Source organism: Hydrogenophaga sp. (genome assembly GCF_048549895.1).
In the GTDB taxonomy this organism is placed as follows: domain Bacteria; phylum Pseudomonadota; class Gammaproteobacteria; order Burkholderiales; family Burkholderiaceae_C; genus Hydrogenophaga.
Genome location: NZ_JBLYYB010000079.1, coordinates 19989 through 42217, shown reverse-complemented (window position 1 = coordinate 42217; position 22229 = coordinate 19989). Strand labels below are relative to the sequence as shown.

Sequence of the window (22229 nt, the reverse complement as noted above, 5' to 3'; positions counted from 1 at the left end):
GACCACATCCCCCAAGACCCGCGCCGCCAAAGCTTCCGCACCCCAAGCCAGGACCACCAAGTCGGCGGGTCTGCACGTCGCCGTGGTGGGGGCCGGCATGGCGGGTGTGGTGTGCGCGCGCACACTGGTGCAAGCCGGTCACCGCGTCACTGTGCTTGAGAAAAGCCGGGGCCTGGGCGGTCGCATGTCGACCCGGCGCACCGAGTTCGGTGGTTTCGACCACGGTTCGCAGTACTTCACCGTGCGCGACGCTCGCTTCGAGACCGCGCTGCGCAGCAACGCCACCTCGGTCGTGCGCCCCTGGAGCGCCAGCACCGTGCGCGTGCTCGACGAGTTCGGCCATGTCCTGGCCAGCGCACCACCCCCCACCGAGCCGCATTTCGTGGCCTCGCCCGGCATGAACGCGCTGGTGGGCCTGTGGGGCCAGCCGCTGGCGGCCAACACCATGCTCGACACCCGCGTGACCCAGATCGAGCGCGATGCGCTGCACGCCGAACAATGGCAACTGCGAACCGAAGACAGCGCTGGCGGCCTGCAGGTGCTGGGCGGTTTCGACCGCGTGGTGCTGGCCATGCCGCACCCGCAGGTGCACGACCTGCTGCGCGCCTCGGGTCTCGCACCCGAACTGCGCCAGGCGCTGGCACCCGTGCACGTGGCGCCCTGCTGGACGCTGATGGTCGCCTACCCACAGGCCATGCAGCCCGGCCTGCCCCACCTGGGCCCGCAGTGGAACGCCGCGCGCAGCACCCACCACCGCATCAGCTGGCTGGCGCGCGAGTCGAGCAAACCCGGCCGCGACCCGATCGAACGCTGGACCATCCAGGCCAGCCCCGCGTGGTCCACCAAACACCTCGAAGACGACGCCGAGCGCGTGAAGGCCAAACTGCTCAAGGGCTTTGCCGAGATCACCGGCATCCGCGCCACGCCCACCTTTGCGGTGGCGCACCGCTGGCGATTTGCCCAGACGCAAACCCCGCTGGGCAAGAGCCACCTGTTCGACAAGGCGCTGGGCATCGGCGCCTGCGGCGACTGGTGCCTGGGCCACCGGGTCGAAGACGCGTTTGTCTCCGGCCTGGAGATGGCGCTCGAGCTCGCCTGAACCAAAGTACCCGTTCGGGCTGAGCTTGTCGAAGCCCCCGCCCAGATGGCCGTCTACAAGGGCCGCTTCGCCCCCTCCCCCACCGGTCCGCTGCACGCGGGCTCGCTCGTTGCGGCGCTGGCCAGCTGGCTCGACGCCCGCGCCCACGGCGGCATCTGGCTCGTGCGCATCGAAGACGTGGACATGCCGCGCTGCGTGCACGGGGCCGACCAACTCATCCTGCAACAACTCGCCGCCTGTGGCCTGGATAGCGACGAGCCCGTGGTCTGGCAATCGCAGCGCAGTGATCGGTACCAGCAGGCACTGAACCAACTCATCGAACAAGGCCACGCCTACCCCTGCGGCTGCTCGCGCAAGGACATCGAAGCAGCCCTGCGCGCTCAAGGCGCCAGCCGCGAGCGCCACCACATCGCCGTGTACCCCGGCACCTGCCGGCCCGAGCACGGCGGTCTGCAAGGCAAGCCCGCGCGCGCCTGGCGCTTCTGGATTCCCGGCACAGCCGAGGTGGCCTGGACAGACCGCCGTCTCGGACCCCAAACCCAGAACGTCGCCACCGAAGTCGGCGACTTCATCCTGAAACGCGCCGACGGCCTCTGGGCCTACCAGCTCGCCATGGCGGTGGACGATGCCGCACAAGGCATCTCCCACGTGGTGCGCGGTGAAGACCTGGCCGACAACACAGCGCGCCAGATCCTTCTGCAGCGCGCGCTCACCCTTCCAACACCCAGCTACATGCACACCCCGCTGGTGCTGGGCGCCAACGGCGAAAAGCTCAGCAAACAAAACGGCGCCGAGGCGCTGGACCTGGGCGATCCGCTGCGCGCGCTCAACGCCGCGGCTCGATCCCTGGGCCTGCCGCCCCACACCGGCAGCGTGTCGCAGGCCCTTACCGCCTGGACCACGGTGTGGGCCAGCGCCTGGCCGGCCTAGAATCCACGCCTTTGCCGCACCCATCGCCACCATGACCGACCCCCGCCACGCGCACCCGCGCCCCCCTGCCAGCGACGCGCCCTACCTGCGCGAGGTGAAGAGTTATGTGCTGCGCGCCGGTCGCATGGGGCCTGGGCAAGCCCGCGCTTATGAAGAGCACGGTCCACGCTTCCTGTTGAACTACGTGCCCGGCCCCTTCGACGCCACCGCGGCCTTCGGCCGCACCGCGCCGCTGATCATGGAGATCGGCTTCGGCATGGGTGGCGCCACCGCGCACATCGCCGCCGTGCGGCCCGAAGACAACTTTCTGTGCTGTGAGGTGCACGAGCCCGGTGTGGGCGCGCTGCTCAAGCTGGCGGGCGAGCAGAACCTGGACAACATCCGCATCCTGCGCCACGACGCGGTGGAGGTGCTGGACCACATGCTCGGCGAGTCGAGCCTGGACGGCGTGCACATCTTCTTTCCCGACCCCTGGCACAAGAGCCGCCACCACAAACGCCGCCTGATCCAGCCGGCGTTCGCGAACCGGCTCGCGCGCCACCTCAAGCCTGGCGGCTATCTGCACCTGGCCACCGACTGGGAGCCCTACGCCCACCAGATGCTGGAGGTGCTGAGCGCAGAACCACTGCTGCAGAACACCGCCGAGTCCGGTGGCAACGGCTTCGTGCCCCAGCCCGCCTACCGGCCACTCACCAAGTTCGAAAACCGGGGCTTGAAGCTCGGCCACGGTGTGTGGGACCTGGTGTTCCGCCGGATCTGACACCCAGGCAACCCTGCGTGGCACGCCCGCCGAAGAGTCCACACATCCCCGCACGCCACGGCGTGTCCGCCAGTTGCGTGGCGCTGCCCCACGCCAGGAGCGCTCCCTGGCCGCTGCTGCTGGACTTTCTGGCCGAGCGCCTGAACGTGGTGGACCGCGCGACCTGGGGCCAGCGGCTGGCCAGCGGCGAGGTGCTCGACGACACCGGCCAGCCACTCCCGCCCGGCGCACCTTTTCAGCCCGGCGCACGCATCCACTACTACCGCCATCTGGACGACGAGCCCCTCATTCCGTTTGAAGAGACGGTGCTGTTCCAGGACGGCCACCTGCTGGTGGCCGACAAACCGCATTTTTTGCCGGTCACGCCCGGCGGGCGCTACGTGCAGCAAAGCCTGCTGGTGCGCCTGAAACGCCGCACCGGCATCGACACGCTCAGCCCCATCCACCGCATTGATCGCGAGACGGCTGGGCTCGTGCTGTTCAGCGTGCGCCCGCAAGACCGCAATGCGTACCAGGCCCTGTTTCGCGACCGCGCGGTGCACAAGACCTACGAGGCCATCGCCCCCCACCGCCCGGCGCTCACCTTCCCGCTCACCAGGCGCAGCCGCATCGAAGAAGACAGCGAACGCTTCTTTCGCATGGTCGAGGCCGACGGCGAGCCCAACAGCGAAACGCGGATCGAATGCACCGAAGTACGCGGTGCCTGGGCGCGCTACACGCTTTCACCCGTGACCGGCAAACGCCACCAGCTGCGTGTGCACATGAACGCGCTGGGCGCCCCCATCGCAGGCGATCAGTTCTACCCGCAGGTGCTGCGCGGGCCCGATGAAGGCGAAGACTTTGCCGAACCTTTGCGGCTGCTGGCGCGCGGCATTGCGTTCACCGATCCGGTGACGGGAGCGTCGCGCCTGTTTCGCAGTGGACTGCCCTTGGACTGGCCTCTGAAGTTGCAACAGCCGATCCGCGAAAAAGACTGATGCGCTGGCTCTCGCAGCGAAAGTGAGCACGGTTCGCCGGTTCCTTCAGTCCGCCAGCAGACCCGCCAGCAAGCGGCTCACATGCACCGCCTCGCGCTGTGCGCCATCGGCAATCTGGTGACGGCAGCTGGTGCCGTCGGCCACCACAATGGCATCGGGCGCGGCGCGCACCGCCGGCAGCAGGCTGAGTTCGGCCATCTGCATCGACACCTCATGGTGCGAAGCTTCATAACCGAAGCTGCCGGCCATGCCGCAGCAACTGCTCTCGATCAGCTGCGGCTTGGCGCCCGGAATCCAGCGCAGCACCTCCAGGATGGGTGAGACCGCGTCGAACGCCTTCTGGTGGCAGTGGCCGTGCAGCAGCACCGGTTTGTCCACCGCCTTGAGCCGGGCCTTCAAGCCGTCCAGCCGCCCGGCCTTGGCTTCGCGCGCCAAAAATTCTTCAAACAGCAACGCGTGTTCGGCAATTTGTTGCGGCGCCGAGCCCAGGCCCATCACCAGCATCTCGTCGCGCAGCGTGAGCAGGCACGAAGGCTCCAGGCCCACGATGGCGATGCCCTTGTGTGCAAAGGGCAGCAGGCTCTGTACCACTTCGCGCGCTTTCTCCTTGGCCTGCTCCACCATGCCGCTGGCCAGATACGTGCGGCCGCAGCACAGGTGTTTGCCGTCGTCCTGCGCCTTGGTGGCCACGTGCACGGTGCAACCCGCTGCTTGCAAAACCTGGACCGCCGCGTGCGCGTTCTCCGATTCGAAATAACCGTTGAAGGTGTCGACGAACAGCACCACACCGCGTTCGGCGGCCAGCACTTCGTCGCGCGTGGCCGTTTTCACAGGTGCGTTGAAAAAATGCTGCGTGTGCCACTCGGGCAGGCTGCGTTTGGCTGCGAGGCCCAGCCATTTTTCAGACAGCGAGGCCAGCAGCGGCACACGGTTGCGCAGGTTGAGCACCGGCGCCAGGCGAGCGGCCCAGGCCGCGTAGTCGGGCAGTTGCGCGACCAGCCGGTCTTTCAATGTGTGGCCGTGTTTCGCCTTGTAGTGCTGCAGGAACTCGACCTTCATCTTCGCCATGTCCACGCCGGTGGGGCAGTCTCGCTTGCAGCCCTTGCAGCCCACGCAGAGGTCCATGGCTTCGCGCACCACCTCGCTGGTGAGCGCGTCGCTGCCCGCCAGGCCCGGGATCTGCCCGCTGAGCGCGAGACGCAAGGTGTTGGCGCGGCCGCGCGTGAGGTGCTGTTCGTCGCGCGTCACGCGGTAGCTCGGGCACATGGTGCCGGCGTCGAACTTGCGGCAGTGACCGTTGTTGTTGCACATCTCCACCGCCTTGGCGAGACCCCGCGCCGGGTCTTCGCCGGTGCCGGGTGCGGTGGTCACCTCGGTCACCGGGTCGGCTTTGACGTCCCACGCGCTCCAGTCGAGCACGGGCGTGATGGGCACCACCTTGTAGCTGGGCGAAAAGCGCATGAGCCGCGTGTCGTCCATCTTCGGCGGGTTCACGATGCGCTTGGGCGAGAGCAGCCCGGTGGGGTCGAGGTGTTGCTTGATGCGGGCGAACGCATCGTTGATGCGCGGGCCGAACTGCCATTCGATCCACTCGCCGCGGCACAGGCCGTCGCCGTGTTCGCCGCTGTAGGCGCCCTTGTACTTGCGCACGAGTTCGCTGGCCTCTTCGGCGATCTGGCGCATCTTGGCGGCGCCACCCCGGCGCATGTCGAGGATGGGGCGCACATGCAGCGTGCCCACCGACGCATGGGCGTACCAAGTGCCGCGGCTGCCGTGTTTGTGGAACACCTCGGTGAGCGCGTCGGTGTATTCGGCCAGGTGCACCAGCGGCACAGCGCAGTCTTCGATGAAGCTCACGGGTTTGCCGTCGCCGCGCAGGCTCATCATGATGTTCAGACCCGCCTTGCGCACCTCCCACAGGTTCTTCTGCGGCGCGTCATCGATCATCTCCACCACGCTGCCGGGCAGGCCCAGGTCGCCCATGAGCTCCACCAGTTCGCGGATCTTGTGCGCGATGTCGGCCTTGCTCGGGCCGCTGAACTCCACCAGCAGCACAGCCGCGGGCTTGCCGCCGTTGATGTGCGGCGAGAGCGCGGTGCGGATGGTGGGCGCGAACGCCGGGTTCTGCAGCGACAGCTCGATCATGGTGCGGTCGACCAGCTCCACCGCGGTGAGCTGGCCCACGGCCATGCCCTCGCCGAGCTTGACGATGTGCTGCGCGCTGTCCATCGCCTGGAAGAAGGTGGGGAAGTTCACCACGCCCAGCACCTTGGCGCGCGGCAGCTCGCGCAACTGCAGCTTGAGCGAACGCGTGAGCGCCAGCGTGCCTTCGCTGCCAATGAGCAGGTGCGACAGGTTCACCGAGCCGTCGTGTGTGTACGGCTTCTCGTTCTGGTTGCGGAAGATGTCGAGGTTGTAGCCGGCCACGCGGCGCAGCACCTTGGGCCAGCGCGCGTCGATCTCATCAGCATGCTCCATGGCCAGATCGCGCACGAAATCGCCGATGGCTCTGGCTTGCGGGCTGGCGGTGGCGTGGTCGCCAAAGTCGACCAGGCTGCCGTCCGCCAGCCAGGCCTGTGCGCCCAACACGTTGTGCACCATGTTGCCGTAGGCCACCGAGCGGCTGCCGCACGAGTTGTTGCCGGCCATGCCGCCCAGCGTGGCCTGCGCGCTGGTGGACACGTCCACCGGGTACCACAGGCCGTGGGGTTTGAGCTGTGCGTTGAGGTGGTCGAGCACGAGACCCGGCTCCACCGTGGCGGTGCGCCCTGCCACATCCAGGTCGAGCACGCGGCGCATGTGTTTCGTGTGGTCGATCACCAGGCCCGCGCCCACGGTCTGGCCACACTGGCTGGTGCCGCCACCGCGCGGCACGATGGGCACGGCCAGATCACGGCAGATGTCGAGCGCCAGGCGCACGTCGTCCGCGCCTTGCGGCACGAACACGCCCACCGGCATCTGCTGGTAGATCGAGGCGTCGGTGGCGTAGCGGCCGCGGTCGGCGGGGCTGAACAGCACCTCGCCCTGCGTCTCCTGCGTCAAGCGGCGTGCCAGCTGGCCAGCCACTTCGTTGCCGATATTGGCCACGCGTTCGTACGCCGCGTCGGGGGTCTCTCGTGTCACCGCCAGAGGCAAGGGTGCGTTCATTCTTTGGCTCCCTGCTGCTGCATGGTTTGCACTTCCATCGAGCGCAATTGCTCGATGACCACGTCGCGCTTGTTGTTGAGGTGGGTGGTGAGCACGCTGGCCAGCGCCACCGGGTCGCGGGCTTCCAGCGCCTGGATCATGGCTTCGTGCTCCTTCACCGCGCGGCTCCACTTCTCGCCGTCCTGGTTGGAGCGAAAACGCAGCGCCTGCAGGCGCGCGTTGACCTGGTTGTAGGTGCTGGTGAGCACCGGGTTGCGCGCGGCGGCGTTGATGGCGCGGTGGATCGCGGCGTTGAGCGGGTAGTAGGCCGAGAGATCGCCGCGCGTGTAGGCGGCCAGCATTTCGTAGTGCAGGGCCTTGATCTCGGCCAGCTCGGCATCGGTCACGCGCTGCGCAGCGAGTTGGCCCGAGGCCGCTTCCAGCCCGGCCATCACTTCAAAGGTGTTGTGCACGTCGGCCTCGCTGAGCTGCACCGCCACCGCGCCGCGGTTGGGCACCAGCTCCACCAGGCCCTCGGCGGCCAGGGTCTTGATGGCTTCGCGCAGCGGGGTCCGAGACACCTTGAGTTGTTCGCACAACTCACGCTCATTGAGCTTGGCGCCCGGGGCGATCTGGCCCTCGACCAGCATCTGGCGCAGGCGGTGGGTGGCCTGCTCGTGCAAGGCGGCAGGAGGCATGGTGAAAATCTGTGCCGTCATGTTTTGTATTCAAAAGTTGGGCTGTTTTTGCGCATTTTAGGGCGTATACGGTTGACAGATTCAATTTGTATGCAAAAAATGCGTCTGTCATCCAACCACAAACTGCCATGCTGACCACCGACTTCCACCCCACCGGCCGCCACTTTTTGCAGATTCCGGGCCCCTCGCCCGTGCCCGACCGCGTGCTGCGCGCCATGAGCCTGCCCACCATCGACCACCGCGGCCCCGAGTTCGCCGTGCTGGGTCTGAAGGTGCTGGCCGACATGCAGAAGATTTTCCAGACCCAACACCCGGTGATGATCTACCCGGCCTCGGGCACCGGCGCCTGGGAGGCTGCGCTGGCCAACACCCTGAGCCCGGGCGACCACGTGCTGATGTACGAAACCGGGCACTTCGCCTTTCTGTGGAACAAGCTGGCCACGCGCCTGGGCCTCAAAGCCGAGGTGGTGGCACTGAGCGGCACCGACAACGGCGTGCCCGCGAGCTGGCGCCACGGCGTGCAGGCGCACCTGATCGAAGAGCGCCTGAAGGCCGATACGGCGCACAGCATCAAGGCGGTGTGCGTGGTGCACAACGAAACCTCCACCGGTGTGACCAGCGACATCGCCGCCGTGCGCAAGGCCATCGACGCCGCCAAACACCCCGCCCTGCTGCTGGTGGACACCATCTCGGGCCTGGCCAGCGCCGACTACCGCCACGACGAATGGGGTGTGGACGTTTCCATCAGCGGTTCACAAAAGGGCCTGATGCTGCCGCCCGGCATCAGCTTCAACGCACTCTCGCCCAAGGCCATCGAGGCCAGCAAGACCGCCAAGCTGCCCAAGGCCTTCTGGGCCTGGGACGAGATCATCGAGATGAACAAGACCGGCTACTGGCCGTCGACCCCCAACACCAACCTGCTCTACGCGCTGAGCGAAGCGGCCGACATGATCCTGGGCCAGGGGCTGGACGTGGTGTTCGCGCGCCACCAGCGCTGGGCCGACGGCGTGCGCGCGGCAGTAACGACCTGGGGCCTGCCGATCCAGTGCGCGGAGAACGGTGTGCACTCGCCCATCCTCACCGGTGTGATGACGCCCGAGGGCGTGGACGCCGACGCGGTGCGCAAGATCATTTACGAACGCTTCGACTGCTCGCTGGGCACGGGCCTCGGCAAGATCAAGGGCCGCATGTTCCGCATCGGCCACCTGGGCGACACCAACGACCTCACGCTGATAGCAGCCGTGGCCGGCTGCGAAATGGGCTTGAAGCTCGCGGGCGTGAAGCTCGCCGGCTCGGGTGTGCAGACCCTCATGGACTACTACGCCAGCCACCCCGCCGCCGTGCCGCTGCGCAAGGCTGCCTGACCCGATCACTGTTCCGACCCTTTCCCCACGCGCTTCACCACCCACAAGACCCCAGGAGACACCATGCAACGCAGAACCTTCGTCACCGCCACGGCGGCCACCGCAGCCACCCTGGCAGCGCCCATGCTCAGAGCCCAGACCCTGCCCAACGGCCCGGTGCGCATCGTCGTGGGTTTCGCACCCGGCGGCGGCACCGACGCACTGGCGCGCCTGGTGGGCCAGAAGCTGCAAGCCATGTGGAACCTCACGGTGGTGGTGGAGAACCGGGCCGGTGCCTCGGGCGTGATCGCCGCCGATCTGGTGTCCAAGGCCCCGCCCGACGGCAACACGCTGCTCATGGCCCACATCAACAGCCACGCCCTGGCGCCAGGCCTGATGCCCAAGCTCGGCTATGTGGTGGACCGCGACTTCACGCCGCTCACGCTGGTGGGTGTCACACCCAACCTGCTGATCTGCAACAACGACCAGCCCGCCAAAACCGTGGCCGATCTCGTGGCCCAGTGCAAGGCCAACCCCGGCAAGGTCACCTTCGGCTCGGCCGGCCAGGGCTCTGCGCAACACCTGGCACTGGAGTCGTTCAAGCTCGCCGCCGGTGTGTTTGCGCTGCACATTCCGTACAAAGGCTCCGGCCCGATGTTGACCGACCTGATGGGCGGACAGATCGGCTATTCGTTCGACACCATGACGGCCGCCACCCCGCACGTCAAAAGCGGCAAGGTGCGCGCGATTGCGCAGACCCGCGCCAAACGCGCCTCGGGCCACCCGACCGTGCCGACCATGGCCGAGTCCGGCTTCCCCGGCTTCGAGGCCACCACCTGGTACGGCCTGGTGGGCCCGGGCAAGATGCCGCCCGCCATTGCGCAGCGCATGAACGAAGACATCAACAAGGTGCTCGCCATGCCCGACGTGAAGGAAAAGCTGGACCTCTACGGTGCCGAAGACGGCGGCGGTTCGGCCCAGCAGTTTGCCGACTTCATCCGCACCGAGCAGGTGAAGTGGTCCAAGGTGATCAAGGACGCCAAAGTCACCATTGACAGTTGAGCCACAGCGCATGACCGACCAAGGCCAGGTGCGCCTGCAGATCGAGGCCGGCGTGGCCTCGGTGCTGTTTGACCGACCCCAGGCGCGCAACGCGATGACCTGGGCCATGTACGAACAGCTCGCGGCCATCAACCGCGAGTTGAGTGCTGACCGCAGCGTGCGGGTGGCGGTGTTCCGCGGTGCCGGTGGGCAGGCCTTCGTGGCCGGCACCGACATCGAGCAGTTCGCCGCCTTCCAGAGTGGCGAAGACGGTGTGGCCTACGAGCGCCAGATCGAAGCCGGCATCGAGCTGTTGTGCAACCTGCCCATGCCCACCGTGGCCGTGGTCGAGGGCTGGTGCGTGGGCGGTGGCCTCGCGATTGCCACCGCGTGCGACTTCCGCCTGGCCACACCCAGCGCGAAATTCGGCGTGCCGATCGCCAAGACACTGGGCAACTGCCTGGCCATTGCCAACGTGGCGCGGCTGCGCGCAGCCTTCGGCCAACAGCGTGTGAAACGCATGCTGCTGCTGGCCGAGTTCATCGGTGCCGACGAAGCGCTGGCTTGCGGCTTCCTGCATGCGGTGGAGTCGCCCGAGACCATCGACCCGGTGACCTCCTCGCTGGTGCAGCGGCTCGCTGCGCTCGCCCCGGTGACGCAGCGCGTGAGCAAAGCTGCGCTTGAGCGGCTGGCCACACACGATCTGGCCGAATCTGAAGACCTGATCCGCGCGGCCTACGGCAGCCAAGACTTCCACGAAGGCGTGGCCGCCTTCGTGGCCAAACGACCCCCTGTCTGGAGCGGCCAGTGAACAAACCAACCGGCCCGCTCGCGGGCCTGCGCGTGCTCGAAGTCACCCAGATCATGTCGGGCCCCACCTGCGGCCTGCTGCTGGCCGACATGGGTGCCGACGTGATCAAGATCGAGAAGCTGGAGGGCGGCGACGATGCGCGCGGCTACCGCGACCCGCAGGTGGGTGGCGTCTCGGCCCCGTTCATGATGATGAACCGCAACAAGCGCGGCCTGGCCCTCAACCTCAAAAGCCCCAAGGGCCGCGCGCTGCTCTTGAAGATGGTGAAGAACGCCGACGTGCTGGTGGAAAACTTTCGCGGCGGCACCATGGACAAGCTGGGCCTGGGCTATGAAGCGCTGAAGGCGGAGAACCCGGGCCTCATCTACTGCGCCATCACCGGCTACGGCCGCACCGGGCCCTACGCCGACAAGGGCGGCTTCGACCTGATCGCGCAGGGCTTCGCGGGCCTGATGTCCATCACCGGCGAAGCGGGCCGCCCGCCGGCCAAGAGCGGCAACGCGGTGTCGGACATGAACGCCGGCATCCTCGCCGCGCTCGGCATCCTCGCGGCCTACATCCACAAGCTCAAGACCGGCGAAGGCCAGGTGGTGGACACGTCGCTGAGCGACGCGGCCCTGCAGCAGACCTACTGGCACGCGGCGGTGTGGTTCGCCACGCAACGTTCGCCCGAACCCACCGGCTCGGCCCACATCCTCACCGCGCCTTACCAGGCGTTTGAAGCCAGCGACGGCTGGATCAACATCGGCGGCGCCAACCAGACCAACTGGGAACGCATCTGCGATGTGCTGGGCCACCCCGAGTGGCGCAGCGACCCGCGCTTCGCCACCAACAGCGACCGCATGGCGCACCTGGGTGTGCTGGTGGACCTGATGAACGCGGTGGTGCGCACGCGCACCCGCGCCGACTGGCAAGCCGCGTTCGACGCAGCTGGCGTGCCGGCGGGCCCGGTGCACACCATCGGCGAAGCGCTGAGCCATCCACAGACCGTGGCGCGCGGCATGGTGGTGGAGGTGAACCACCCCCAGGCCGGCGCCACGCGGGCCATCGGCTGCCCCATCCACTTCTCGGCCTCACCCGACCGCAGCAGCACGCCCGCGCCGCTGCTGGGTCAGCACACGCGCGAGGTGCTGCGCGAATTTGATCTGCCGGAAGCGGAGATCGACGCCCTCGTGGCCGAGGGCGTGGTGAGCGAGCCCTCCTCCCGTTCGGGCTGAGCGCCCCTTCGGGCTGAGCAAAATCCCCGTTCAGGCTGAGCCTGTCGAAAGCCCTGCCCAGGTGCTGGCCAGCCCTTCGACAAGCTCAGGGCGAACGGGGGTGGGTGGGCTCAGGCCCGCTCGGCCACCCAGGCCTGCACCGACTTGAGCGCAGCCTCCAGGCCCGAGGCGTCGGTGCCGCCGGCCATGGCCATGTCGGCCTTGCCGCCGCCCTTGCCGCCCACCTGCTGGGCCACGAAGTTCACCAGCTCGCCGGCCTTCACCTTGCCGGTGCTGTCGGCGGTGACGCCTGCGGCCAATTGCACCTTGTTGCCATCCACGGCGGCCAGCACGATGGCGGCGGTCTTGAGCTTGTCTTTCAGCTTGTCGAGCGTGTCGCGCAGGGTCTTGGCGTCGGCGCCATTGAGCACGGCCGCCAGCACCTTGATGCCCTTGACGTCCACCGCCTGCAGCATCAGATCGTCGCCCTGGCTGGAAGCCAGCTTGCCCTTGAGCGCGGCAACTTCCTTCTCCAGCGCCTTCACCTGCTCCAGCGTCTGGCCGATGCGGTTCGTGAGCTCGGCCGTGGGCGCCTTGAGCGCGCCCGCCGCCTGCGCCACGGTGTCTTCGAGCGACTGCAAATAGCTCAGCGCATTGGCGCCGGTGATGGCCTCGATGCGGCGCACGCCCGCAGCCACGCCGCTCTCGCCCACCACCTTGAAGAGGCCGATGTCGCCGGTGCGCTGCACGTGTGTGCCGCCGCAGAGTTCGCGGCTGCTGCCGATGTCGAGCACGCGCACGGTCTCGCCGTACTTCTCGCCAAACAGCATCATGGCGCCGGTCTTCTGCGCGGACTCGATGTCCATCAGGCGCGCCTGCGTCGCAGCGTTGGCCAGCACTTCTTCGTTCACCAGCGCCTCGATTTTTCGAATCTGCGCGTCGGTCACCGGCGCGTTGTGCGCGAAGTCGAAGCGTGTGCGCTCGGCGTTCACCAGCGAGCCCTTCTGCTGCACGTGATCGCCCAGCACCTCACGCAGGGCCTTGTGCATCAGGTGGGTGGCGCTGTGGTTGCGCACGGTGGCGGCGCGCACCGCGGTGTTCACCTGCGCCGCCACGCTGTCGCCCACGCTGATGGTGCCCTGCACCACCGCGCCGTGGTGGCCGAACACGTCGGCCTTGATCTTCTGCGTGTCGGCCACGTCGAAGCGCGCCGAGCCGCTGGTGATCACACCCTCGTCGCCCACCTGGCCGCCGCTCTCGGCGTAAAACGGCGTGCTGTCGAGCACGACCACGCCACTCTGCCCGGCCTTGAGCGTGGCAACCGACGTGCCGTCCAGGTACAGCGCCACGATCTTGCCGGTGGCGTCGAGCTCGTCGTAACCCACGAAGGTGTTGCCGGCACCGGTGTAGTCCAGCGCCTTGTCCATCTTGAACTTGCCGGCTGCGCGCGCCTGCGCTTTCTGGCGCTCCATCGCGGCATTGAAGCCGGCCTCGTCTACCGTCACGTTGCGCTCGCGGCAGACGTCGTTGGTGAGGTCGAGCGGGAAACCGTAGGTGTCGTGCAGTTTGAAGGCGACGTCTCCAGCGAGCGTCAAGCCTCGCCAATCTCGCACAACAGCCATCTCGCTAGCGCGAATCTTCTTGGGCTCATCTCCTTCGTTGATCAAAACGAGCTGAATTCCTGAGCCATCGGCCGTGGTGATATTGAACTGGAAGTCGTCAACACCTGAATCAGTCATCGAAGTGCACTTACCGTTCCTCGCCTCTGCCCATCGAGCCACAAATGCGAAGTCGAGCGCTTGATCAAGAATCTCCATGCCATTCGCAAGCGTTGAGTAAAACCGCTCTTCCTCCACCCGCAACACCTCGGTGATGCGCTGTGCCTGGCTCGCCAGATTCGGATACGCCTCGCCCATCATGCGCACCAGGTCGGGCACCATCTTGTGAAAGAAAGGCGTCTTCTGGCCCAGCTTGTAGCCGTGGCGGATGGCGCGGCGCACGATGCGGCGCTGCACATACCCCCGGCCTTCGTTGCTCGGGATCACGCCGTCGCTGATGAGGAAGGATGTGGCGCGGATGTGGTCGGCGATCACCTTGAGAGACGGATTGCTCAGGTCGGCCGTGCCGGTCTCGCGGCCTGCGGCCTTGATCAGAGCATCAAAGATGTCGATCTCGTAGTTGCTGTGCACGTGCTGCAGGATCGCGGCCAGGCGCTCCAGGCCCATGCCGGTGTCCACGCAGGGTGCGGGCAGCGGTGTGACCGAGCCGTCCTCGGCCATGTTGAACTGCATGAACACGTTGTTCCAGATCTCGATGAAGCGGTCGCCGTCTTCATCGGGGCTGCCCGGGGGGCCGCCGGCGATGTGGTCGCCGTGGTCGTAGAAGATCTCGGAGCACGGGCCGCAGGGGCCGGTGTCGGCCATCATCCAGAAGTTGTCGCTCTTGTAGCGCCCGCCCTTGTTGTCGCCGATGCGGATCACGCGCTCGGGCGGCAGGCCGATCTCTTGGGTCCAGATGTCGTAGGCCTCGTCGTCCTCTTCGTACACCGTGGCCAGCAGGCGCTCCTTGGGCAATTTGTAAACCTCGGTCAGCAGCTCCCACGCCCACTTGAGCGATTCGCGCTTGAAATAGTCGCCAAACGACCAGTTGCCCAGCATCTCGAAAAAGGTGTGGTGGCGCGCGGTGTAGCCCACGTTTTCCAGGTCGTTGTGTTTGCCGCCGGCGCGCAGGCAGGCCTGCACCGAGGCCGCGCGCACATAGGGGCGCTTGTCGGTGCCGAGGAACACGTCCTTGAACTGGACCATGCCCGAGTTGGTGAACATGAGCGTGGGGTCGTTGCCCGGCACCAGCGAGCTGGAGGCGACCACGGTGTGGCCCTTGGAGGCGAAGAAGTCCAGGAAGCTCTTGCGGATGTCGGCAACGGAAACAACTGCAGTGGCGGGGCGGGTCATGGTGGCCTTGTGGTTTTCGGTCGAGGGAGGCGGCGGCCGCGCGGGCGCGCGAAACCCCGTATTTTCCAACATGGCGGGCGGCTCGCTTCAAAGCGGGCTTTCGTCGCGCTCCAGCCCCGGTGGACCAAGGGTCAAGGTCGCCAGCGGTACTGCACGCCGGGGGCCAAAGGACTATGCTTTCCCGCTGCCCCGCCACCCTGGCGCGCACCGAACACCGGAGACTCCCCATGGACATGAAGACTTCCCCCCTCGCCCTGCTCAAGGACCCCACCCTGCTCAAGACCGACGGCCTGATCAATGGCCAGTGGTTGGCGGGCAGCAGCCGCTTCGACGTGCTCGATCCGGCCACCGGCCTCAAGCTGGCCGACGTCGCCAACCTCGGCCCGAAAGACGCCGAGGCGGCCATAGCCGCGGCCAACGCCGCCTGGCCCGCGTGGAAAGCCAAGACCGCCAAGGAGCGCAGCATCATTTTGCGCAAGTGGTTCGATCTGCTCATGGCCAACCAGGAAGACCTGGGCCGCATCCTCACCGCCGAACAAGGCAAGCCCTTTGCCGAGGCCAAGGGCGAAATCGCTTACGGCGCGAGCTTCGTGGAGTGGTTTGCCGAAGAGGCCAAGCGCGTCAACGGCGAGACCCTCCCCACCTTCGACAACAACCGCCGCCTGATCGTGCTCAAGCAGCCCATCGGCGTGTGCGCGGCCATCACGCCTTGGAACTTTCCGCTGGCCATGATCACGCGCAAGGTCGCGCCCGCGTTGGCCGCTGGCTGCCCGGTGATCATCAAGCCGGCGGAGCTCACGCCGCTGACCGCGCTGGCCGCGGCCGAGCTGGCGATCCGCGCCGGCATTCCGGCCGGTGTGCTCAACATGCTGTGTGCCGACGCCGACAACAGCATCGCCGTGGGCAAGGTGCTGTGCAAAAGCGATGTGGTGCGCCACATCAGCTTCACCGGCTCAACCGAAGTGGGCCGCATCCTCATGGCGCAGTGCGCGCCCACGGTCAAGAAGATGTCGCTCGAACTCGGCGGCAACGCGCCCTTCATCGTGTTCGACGACGCCGACATCGACAGCGCGGTCGAAGGTGCGTTCGCCAGCAAGTACCGCAACGCCGGCCAGACCTGCGTGTGCTCCAACCGCATCTACGTGCAGGCTGGCGTGTACGACAGCTTTGTGGAGAAGTTCGCCGCGAAGGTGAAGACCACCAAGGTCGGCAACGGCTTCGACGACGGCGTGAGCCAGGGCCCGCTGATCGAGGAGGCCGCGCTGGTGAAGGTGCAGCGGCACGTGGACGACGCCGTGGCCAAGGGCGCGCGCGTGATGACCGGTGGCAAGCGCTTGACGGCCATCGGCAGCGGCCAGTTCTTCGAGCCCACCGTGGTGGCCGACGCCACCGCCGACATGCTCTGCGCCAGAGAAGAAACCTTCGGCCCGTTTGCGCCGGTGTTCAAGTTCCACACCGAGCAAGAGGCCGTGGACGCCGCCAACAACACCGAGTTTGGTCTCGCCAGCTACTTCTACAGCCGCGACGTGGGCCGCATCTTCCGCGTGAGCGAAGCGCTCGAATACGGCATGGTCGGCATCAACGTCGGCATCCTCGCCACCGAACACGTGCCGTTCGGCGGCGTGAAGCAGTCGGGCCTGGGCCGCGAAGGTTCGCACCACGGCATGGACGACTACGTGGAGATCAAGTACCTCTGCGTGGGCGACATCCTCAAGTAAACTTGCCTGCACTGCGGGTGTAGTTCAATGGCAGAACGGCAGCTTCCCAAGCTTCATACGAGGGTTCGATTCCCTTCACCCGCTCCAGTTGAATGAACATAAAGCCGTCAGGGCCAACGCCCTGACGGCTTTTTCAATGGTTGTCTACAGGTGGCGCAGTCGCTGCTCGGCGACCTCAAACAAAAGCCCCGTCAGACCATCGTCATGAGGGGCTTTTGAGCGGATCTACGCCCTGAGGTCTCATCACGATGAGACCTCGTGTTCTTCAAGCTTGCTTTTTGTACCGGCGGGTTGCACCCAAACCAGCCAAGGCCAAACCAAGCAGAGCCAGCACGCCGGGTTCCGGAATGTTGGAGACGTTGAGGCCCTGGACCAACGCCAGTTCTTCACCACCGGCATTGAGACCGGCCATCTTCAGCATGAAGTACAGCGTGTCGTTGTCCTGATACTTGCTCAAATCAAACGCTGGCGCGTAGGCAAAGAAGTCGGGCTTGCCGCTGCCCACGTTGTTGTCGACAACCATGGTGCAGGCACCAGCTGGGCATGCGGGATTGCTGGGGTCAAACCAAGGCACGGTGACTTCTGGCAAAACGTCAACCAACGAATTCAAGTCGTAATCGCTGTTAAAGATGTTGTCAAAGGCCAATTCTTCCACCACCACACCATCGCGCACAACTTCCAGCACACCGTTCAGCGACAGAGGGGTATCACCGTTGTTGTTGAGGTCAAAGGTGAACACAGGGAGCGAACCATTCAGAAATGCTTCGAGCTCTCCGACCGTCACACTTCCGACAAAAGGCCACTCACCCAGGTAATTTCCATCACCTTTGGGAGTTTGGTCCGCAGAAGGATACGTTTCGCCGGGCTTCGGCGTCGGCGTGTAGCTGTTGTCACCCGTACCGATGGTCGCTTCCGGGAAGCTGTCGTTGTTGGATTTGTTGAAGGAGAACAGTTTGACGATCTGGCCCGAGCCAAACGAGGGGAGCTTGCCCCACTCGGCAAGTGCTGTGTAGCCGAACGTGGTGCCCAGCTGATTCAGCGCATTCACCGAATAAGAAATGAAATCGTCGTGCGCGCTCGCGACGTAAATCAGAACACCCGGCGTCGGTTCATAACAAAGGAGGTTTCCAGTGCCCGGCCCACAGCTCACGACGGTGGGCAGCGTCAAGGCCTGAACACTGGAGGCTGCCACCAACGCAGAGACAGCACAAGCAGACCGAAAAGCTTTGGAGAGTCGAGTGTTCATGATCGGCTTCGAATTCTGGTTATGGATCAGAGGCCAGCAACGCAAGCCCTACCCCCCAGGGTTGCACAGTTCGTGCCACGCAAAAATTACCTTAAAAAACAACGCGGATTCAGGGCGACAGCCAACGAAGGGGCTTCAAGTGGAAAAAAATCCGACGCTTTGGAACCGGAGGAAGGCCGCCATCAGACAGTTTGCAGGGGCGCAATCCGATCAACCCGCGATCGAAGACCCCACGCCCCACAACGTCAGCACCCCCAGCACCGCAAAAATGCCCGCCGCCACCCGGTGCACCAGGGCGATAGGCACCTTGCGCGTGATCGCATCGCCAAAGAACACCACCGGCGCGTTCGCCAGCATCATGCCGGCGGTGGTGCCCAGCACCACGGCGATCAGGGGTTCGTACTGCGCGCCCAGTGCCACGGTGGCGATCTGGGTCTTGTCGCCCATCTCGGCCAGGAAAAATGCCCAGGTGGTGATGAAAAAAACGCCCATCTGACGTTGCGGTACGGCGTTCTCGTCGTCGAGCTTGTCGGGAATCAACATCCACAGCGCCATGGCGATGAAAGAGATGCCGAGCACCCACCGCATCACGTCCGGCCCCACGGCGGCCATGATCCAGGCGCCCGCCAGACCGGCCAGCGCGTGGTTGAGCAAGGTGGCAGCGAGGATGCCCCACACGATGGGCCAGGGGCGCTTGAAACGCGCGGCCAGCACGAGCGCGAGCAGTTGCGTCTTGTCGCCCATTTCGGCCAGTGCAACGATGCCGGTGGACAGGAGAAATGCTTCCACGTGGATCCTGATGTGAAAAAGAAAACGCCCGCTCGGGGCGGGCGCTGCAGGGCTGGAAGTTTAGCGGCTCAGATCAGCGCAGGCCCGGTTTTGGACTGGATGAACTCGCGCGTGACGCCCGGGGCCAGCTCCACGAGCTTCAGGCCTTGCGGCGTCACGTCCATCACGCCGAGGTCCGTGATGATGCGGTTGACCACGCCCACACCGGTCAGCGGCAGGGTGCACTGGTCGAGGATCTTCAGGTCCTCGGTGCCGTCTTTCTTCTTCGCCACGTGCTCCATCAGGATGATCACGCGCTTGACACCCGCCACCAGGTCCATGGCGCCGCCCATGCCCTTGACCATCTTGCCGGGGATCATCCAGTTGGCCAGGTCGCCCTTGGCGCTCACCTGCATGGCGCCCAGGATGCTCAGGTTGATCTTGCCGCCGCGAATCATGGCAAAACTGTCGTGGCTGCCGAAGATGCTGGAGCCCGGGATGGTGGTCACGGTCTGCTTGCCGGCGTTGATGAGGTCGGCGTCCACCTCGTCCTCGGTGGGGAACGGGCCGATGCCGAGCATGCCGTTCTCGCTCTGCAACCACACCTCTTTGTCGGCGGGCACGAAGTTGGCCACCAGCGTGGGAATGCCGATGCCCAGGTTCACATAGAAACCGTCTTCGAGTTCGTGGGCTACGCGCGCAGCCATCTGGTCTTGGTTCCAGGGCATATCAGACTCCCGCTTTCTCGGTGATGGTGCGTTTTTCGATGCGCTTCTCGGGCGTGGCATTGAGCACGATGCGGTGCACGTAGATGCCGGGCAGATGAACCTGGTCCGGTGCGATGGCGCCCTTCTCCACAATCTCTTCGACCTCGACCACGCAGATCTTGCCGGCCATGGCCACGGCGGGGTTGAAGTTGCGCGCGGTGAAGCGGAACTGCAGGTTGCCCGAGGTGTCGGCGCGCCAGGCTTTCACCAGCGAGACGTCGGGCACCAGCGCGCGTTCCATCACGTAGGTCTCGCCGTCGAATTCGCGCAGCTCCTTGCCCTCGGCCACCATGGTGCCCACACCGGTCTTGGTGAAAAACGCCGGGATGCCGGCGCCACCGGCGCGCAGCTTTTCAGCCAGCGTGCCCTGCGGCGTGAATTCGAGTTGCAGTTCACCGGCGAGGTACTGGCGCTCGAACTCCTTGTTCTCGCCCACGTAGCTGGAAATCATCTTGGAGATCTGGCGCGTCTCCAGCAGCTTGCCCAGACCGAAGCCGTCCACGCCCGCGTTGTTGGAAATCACGGTCAGGTTCTTCTTGCCGCTGTCTCGCAGCGCGTCGATGAGGGCCTCGGGAATGCCGCAGAGGCCGAAGCCGCCCACAGCGAACAACTGGCCATCGGCCACGATGTCTTGGAGCGCGTCGGCCGCGCTCGGGTGGATCTTGTTCACGTTGCTGTCTCCTGGGTTGAAGCAAGGGTGCCGGTACGATACTACGTAACGGCATACGTAGTAACTCGTAAAGCAAAACCCTCACCCGCATGGACATCGACTACCGCCTGGCTTTCGACCTGGCCCCCGTGGGTCTAGCGCTCTCGCGCCAGCGCACCATGGTCGACTGCAACCAGGTGCTGTGCGACATGTTCGGTGCCCCGCGCGAGCAACTCGTGGGCCAGAGCTTCCAGATCCTCTACCCCAGCGCTGACGAGTACGAGCGACTGGGCGCGCGCATGGCACCGCTGCTGGGCAAGGGCGGCACCTACGCGGACGACCGCATCATGAAGCGCGTGGGTGGCCGGCTGCAGGGCGAGACGTTCTGGTGCCACGTGACCGGACGCGCACTGCACCGCGAAACACCGCATGCCGCCGGCATCTGGAGCTTTGAAGACCTGAGCTCACGCCGCGCCGTGAAGGCCGACCTCACGCCCCGCGAGCGCGAGGTGGCGGCCCACCTCATGAGCGGCCTCACCAGCAAGGAGATCGGCAAGGTCCTTGAGATCAGCCACCGCACGGTGGAGATTTACCGGGCGCGGCTGATGCGCAAGTACGGTGCGCACAGCACACCCGATCTCGTGCACAGATTGTTGGCGGGCTAAGCAGGCCCGTTCGGGCTGAGCTTGTCGAAGCCCGTGCGCCAGCGCGTGTGGATGCCCTTCGACAGGCTCAGGGCGAACGGGGTTGGGCTCATGCGATGGCGGGCCTATTGTGGGACGAAGCCACTCTCTTGAATGATCTTCGACCACACCTTGCCGTAAGCCTGTTCGCGCGCACCCAGCTGCTCGCCGCTCATGAAGCCCACGCTCAGGCCCATGGCGGTGAGCTTGTCGCGCACGTCGGGCTGGGCAATGGCTTTCTGCACCGCCTGGGCGAGGCGGTCCAGCGTGGCCTTGGGCGTGCCGGCTGGGGCAAACAGGCCGTAGTACGGCACATCTTCAAAACCCTTGAGGCCCAGTTCTGCGAAGGTGGGCACCTCGGGCATGGCAGCCTGGCGCTGCGTGCCCATCACGGCCACCACGCGCAGCTTGCCCGCCTTGTGGTTTTCAATGAAGTCGGGGATGGAGGCCACGCCGGCAGGGATCTGGTTGCCCAGCATGTCGGCCATCATGGGCGCGCTGCCGCGGTAGGGCGCGGCCACCAGGTCCAGGCCGTTTTGTTTGGCGATCACCTGCACCAGAAACTGCGGCACCGAGGCCGGCGCTGGAATGCCCACCGTGCCTTTGCCGCCTGCAGCCTTCACGCCGTCCACATAGGCCTTGAAGCCGGTGGCGGGCGTGCCGCTGCTCACCGCGAACGCATTGACGAAGGTGGCAAAACCGGCCACGGGCACAAAGTCTTTGGCTGGCTCGTAGCCTGGCGCCTTCATCACCATGGGCAGGATGGTGATGCTGTGGTCATGGCTCAGAAACAGCGTGTTGCCGTCGGCAGCGGATGCCTTGAGCGCCTGCGCCGCGATCTGCCCGCCCGCGCCGGGTTTGTTGTCCACGATGACGGCGTGCCCCAACTCCTCTTTGAGCCGTTCGCCCAGGATGCGCGCGATCGCGTCGGTGCCGCCACCGGGCGGAAAGCCCACCAGGATACGGGTGGTGGACTGGGCATGTGCCAGGCCGAAGCCAAAGACCAGTGAAGCCGCAACAGCGGCACGGCGGGTGATGAAAAACGACATGGGTACCTCCTGCAAAAAAGTCACTGGGATTCGGCGTCAACAACCGATGCGGCCGTGCGGAAAGCTTCCACGGCCGTGGGCACGCCACAGTACACAGCCACCTGCAGCAGCACCTCCTGCAGCTCGGCCGGTGTGGCGCCGTTGTTGAGCGCACCACGCACGTGCCCTTTGAGCTCGTTCTGCTTGCCCAGTGCCGCGAGCATGGTCACGGTGATCAGGCTGCGCGTCTTCAGGTCCAGCGTGCCGCGCTGCCACACATCGCCCCAGGCCTTGCGCGTGATGTGCTCCTGGATCGGCTCGGTGAAGGGCGTCATGTTGGCAAAGGCGTTGGTCACAAACGCCTCGCCCATGACCTGTTTGCGCATCGCCAGGCCGCGTTCGAATTCGGGGTCGTTGTTGTCTTGCATGGTGTGATCC

General features: G+C 65.8%; 19 protein-coding genes and 1 tRNA gene. 11 read left to right on the top strand and 9 right to left on the bottom strand.

Annotation, left to right across the window (positions count from 1 at the left end; all coding sequences use genetic code 11):
• From ACN4F8_RS08950 to ACN4F8_RS08935, 4 genes are all read left to right on the top strand, one after another.
• Positions 1-1099, top strand: a 1099-nt coding sequence (locus ACN4F8_RS08950; protein ID WP_419473257.1) for an NAD(P)/FAD-dependent oxidoreductase, incomplete at its 5' end; no start/stop codon positions are given.
• 45 nt (positions 1100-1144) lie between these two features.
• A complete protein-coding gene (gene gluQRS, locus ACN4F8_RS08945; protein ID WP_419473256.1) occupies positions 1145-2029 on the top strand; it encodes a tRNA glutamyl-Q(34) synthetase GluQRS in 885 nt (294 codons plus the stop codon).
• 31 nt (positions 2030-2060) lie between these two features.
• Complete coding sequence (gene trmB / locus ACN4F8_RS08940) at positions 2061-2789, top strand: tRNA (guanosine(46)-N7)-methyltransferase TrmB (protein ID WP_419473255.1); 729 nt, start codon at positions 2061-2063, stop codon at positions 2787-2789.
• 17 nt (positions 2790-2806) lie between these two features.
• Positions 2807-3766 carry an RluA family pseudouridine synthase gene (locus ACN4F8_RS08935; RefSeq protein ID WP_419473254.1) on the top strand — a complete coding sequence of 320 codons (960 nt, stop codon included), beginning with the start codon at positions 2807-2809 and terminating at the stop codon, positions 3764-3766.
• Positions 3767-3811: 45 nt separating this feature from the next.
• On the opposite strand, the gene ACN4F8_RS08930 is transcribed toward ACN4F8_RS08935, so the two are convergent.
• Positions 3812-6913, bottom strand: a complete 3102-nt coding sequence (locus tag ACN4F8_RS08930) for an FAD-binding and (Fe-S)-binding domain-containing protein (RefSeq protein ID WP_419473253.1) — start codon at positions 6911-6913, stop codon at positions 3812-3814.
• Positions 6910-7611, bottom strand: coding sequence for a GntR family transcriptional regulator (locus tag ACN4F8_RS08925; RefSeq protein ID WP_419473252.1), 702 nt, complete (start codon positions 7609-7611; stop codon positions 6910-6912). The genes ACN4F8_RS08930 and ACN4F8_RS08925 overlap by 4 nt, the downstream gene beginning before the upstream one ends.
• A 107-nt stretch (positions 7612-7718) precedes the next feature.
• On the opposite strand from ACN4F8_RS08925, the gene ACN4F8_RS08920 reads away from it, so the two are divergent.
• The 4 genes from ACN4F8_RS08920 (at position 7719) to ACN4F8_RS08905 (ending at position 12002) form a co-directional block, all read left to right on the top strand.
• Positions 7719-8954: a pyridoxal-phosphate-dependent aminotransferase family protein gene (locus tag ACN4F8_RS08920; RefSeq protein WP_419473251.1), complete on the top strand. Its 1236-nt coding sequence runs from the start codon at positions 7719-7721 to the stop codon at positions 8952-8954.
• Between the two features lie 63 nt (positions 8955-9017).
• The gene (locus ACN4F8_RS08915; protein ID WP_419473250.1) at positions 9018-9995 is read left to right on the top strand and encodes a Bug family tripartite tricarboxylate transporter substrate binding protein; all 978 of its coding nucleotides are present in this window, start codon (positions 9018-9020) and stop codon (positions 9993-9995) included.
• Between the two features lie 10 nt (positions 9996-10005).
• A complete protein-coding gene (locus ACN4F8_RS08910) occupies positions 10006-10785 on the top strand; it encodes an enoyl-CoA hydratase/isomerase family protein (RefSeq protein ID WP_419473249.1) in 780 nt (259 codons plus the stop codon).
• Positions 10782-12002: a CaiB/BaiF CoA transferase family protein gene (locus ACN4F8_RS08905; protein WP_419473248.1), complete on the top strand. Its 1221-nt coding sequence runs from the start codon at positions 10782-10784 to the stop codon at positions 12000-12002. The genes ACN4F8_RS08910 and ACN4F8_RS08905 overlap by 4 nt, the downstream gene beginning before the upstream one ends.
• A 110-nt stretch (positions 12003-12112) precedes the next feature.
• On the opposite strand, the gene alaS is transcribed toward ACN4F8_RS08905, so the two are convergent.
• The gene (gene alaS / locus ACN4F8_RS08900) at positions 12113-14932 is read right to left on the bottom strand and encodes an alanine--tRNA ligase (RefSeq protein WP_419473247.1); all 2820 of its coding nucleotides are present in this window, start codon (positions 14930-14932) and stop codon (positions 12113-12115) included.
• Between the two features lie 227 nt (positions 14933-15159).
• Between alaS and ACN4F8_RS08895 the strand changes: the two genes are divergently transcribed.
• Together ACN4F8_RS08895 and ACN4F8_RS08890 are read left to right on the top strand one after the other, a co-directional pair.
• Positions 15160-16650: an NAD-dependent succinate-semialdehyde dehydrogenase gene (locus ACN4F8_RS08895; protein WP_419473246.1), complete on the top strand. Its 1491-nt coding sequence runs from the start codon at positions 15160-15162 to the stop codon at positions 16648-16650.
• Between the two features lie 13 nt (positions 16651-16663).
• Positions 16664-16737, top strand: a tRNA-Gly gene (locus ACN4F8_RS08890).
• Positions 16738-16915: 178 nt separating this feature from the next.
• On the opposite strand, the gene ACN4F8_RS08885 is transcribed toward ACN4F8_RS08890, so the two are convergent.
• From ACN4F8_RS08885 to ACN4F8_RS08870, 4 genes are all read right to left on the bottom strand, one after another.
• On the bottom strand, positions 16916-17896 hold the full coding sequence (locus ACN4F8_RS08885) for a PEP-CTERM sorting domain-containing protein (RefSeq protein ID WP_419473245.1): 981 nt from the start codon (positions 17894-17896) through the stop codon (positions 16916-16918).
• 210 nt (positions 17897-18106) lie between these two features.
• Entirely contained in the window at positions 18107-18685 is a 579-nt protein-coding gene (locus tag ACN4F8_RS08880) for a TMEM165/GDT1 family protein (RefSeq protein ID WP_419473244.1), read from the bottom strand.
• 68 nt (positions 18686-18753) lie between these two features.
• Positions 18754-19392: a 3-oxoacid CoA-transferase subunit B gene (locus tag ACN4F8_RS08875; protein WP_419473243.1), complete on the bottom strand. Its 639-nt coding sequence runs from the start codon at positions 19390-19392 to the stop codon at positions 18754-18756.
• A 1-nt stretch (position 19393) separates the two neighbouring features.
• Positions 19394-20101: a CoA transferase subunit A gene (locus tag ACN4F8_RS08870; RefSeq protein ID WP_419473242.1), complete on the bottom strand. Its 708-nt coding sequence runs from the start codon at positions 20099-20101 to the stop codon at positions 19394-19396.
• 89 nt (positions 20102-20190) lie between these two features.
• Here ACN4F8_RS08870 and ACN4F8_RS08865 point away from each other — a divergent pair, with 89 nt between their 5' ends.
• Positions 20191-20745: a LuxR C-terminal-related transcriptional regulator gene (locus tag ACN4F8_RS08865; RefSeq protein ID WP_419473241.1), complete on the top strand. Its 555-nt coding sequence runs from the start codon at positions 20191-20193 to the stop codon at positions 20743-20745.
• A 104-nt stretch (positions 20746-20849) separates the two neighbouring features.
• Here the strand turns inward: ACN4F8_RS08865 and ACN4F8_RS08860 are convergent, their stop codons facing one another.
• Both ACN4F8_RS08860 and ACN4F8_RS08855 read right to left on the bottom strand, forming a co-directional pair.
• Complete coding sequence (locus tag ACN4F8_RS08860) at positions 20850-21812, bottom strand: Bug family tripartite tricarboxylate transporter substrate binding protein (RefSeq protein ID WP_419473240.1); 963 nt, start codon at positions 21810-21812, stop codon at positions 20850-20852.
• A gap of 20 nt (positions 21813-21832) precedes the next feature.
• A complete protein-coding gene (locus ACN4F8_RS08855; RefSeq protein WP_419473239.1) occupies positions 21833-22219 on the bottom strand; it encodes a carboxymuconolactone decarboxylase family protein in 387 nt (128 codons plus the stop codon).
• Positions 22220-22229 lie beyond the last annotated feature (10 nt).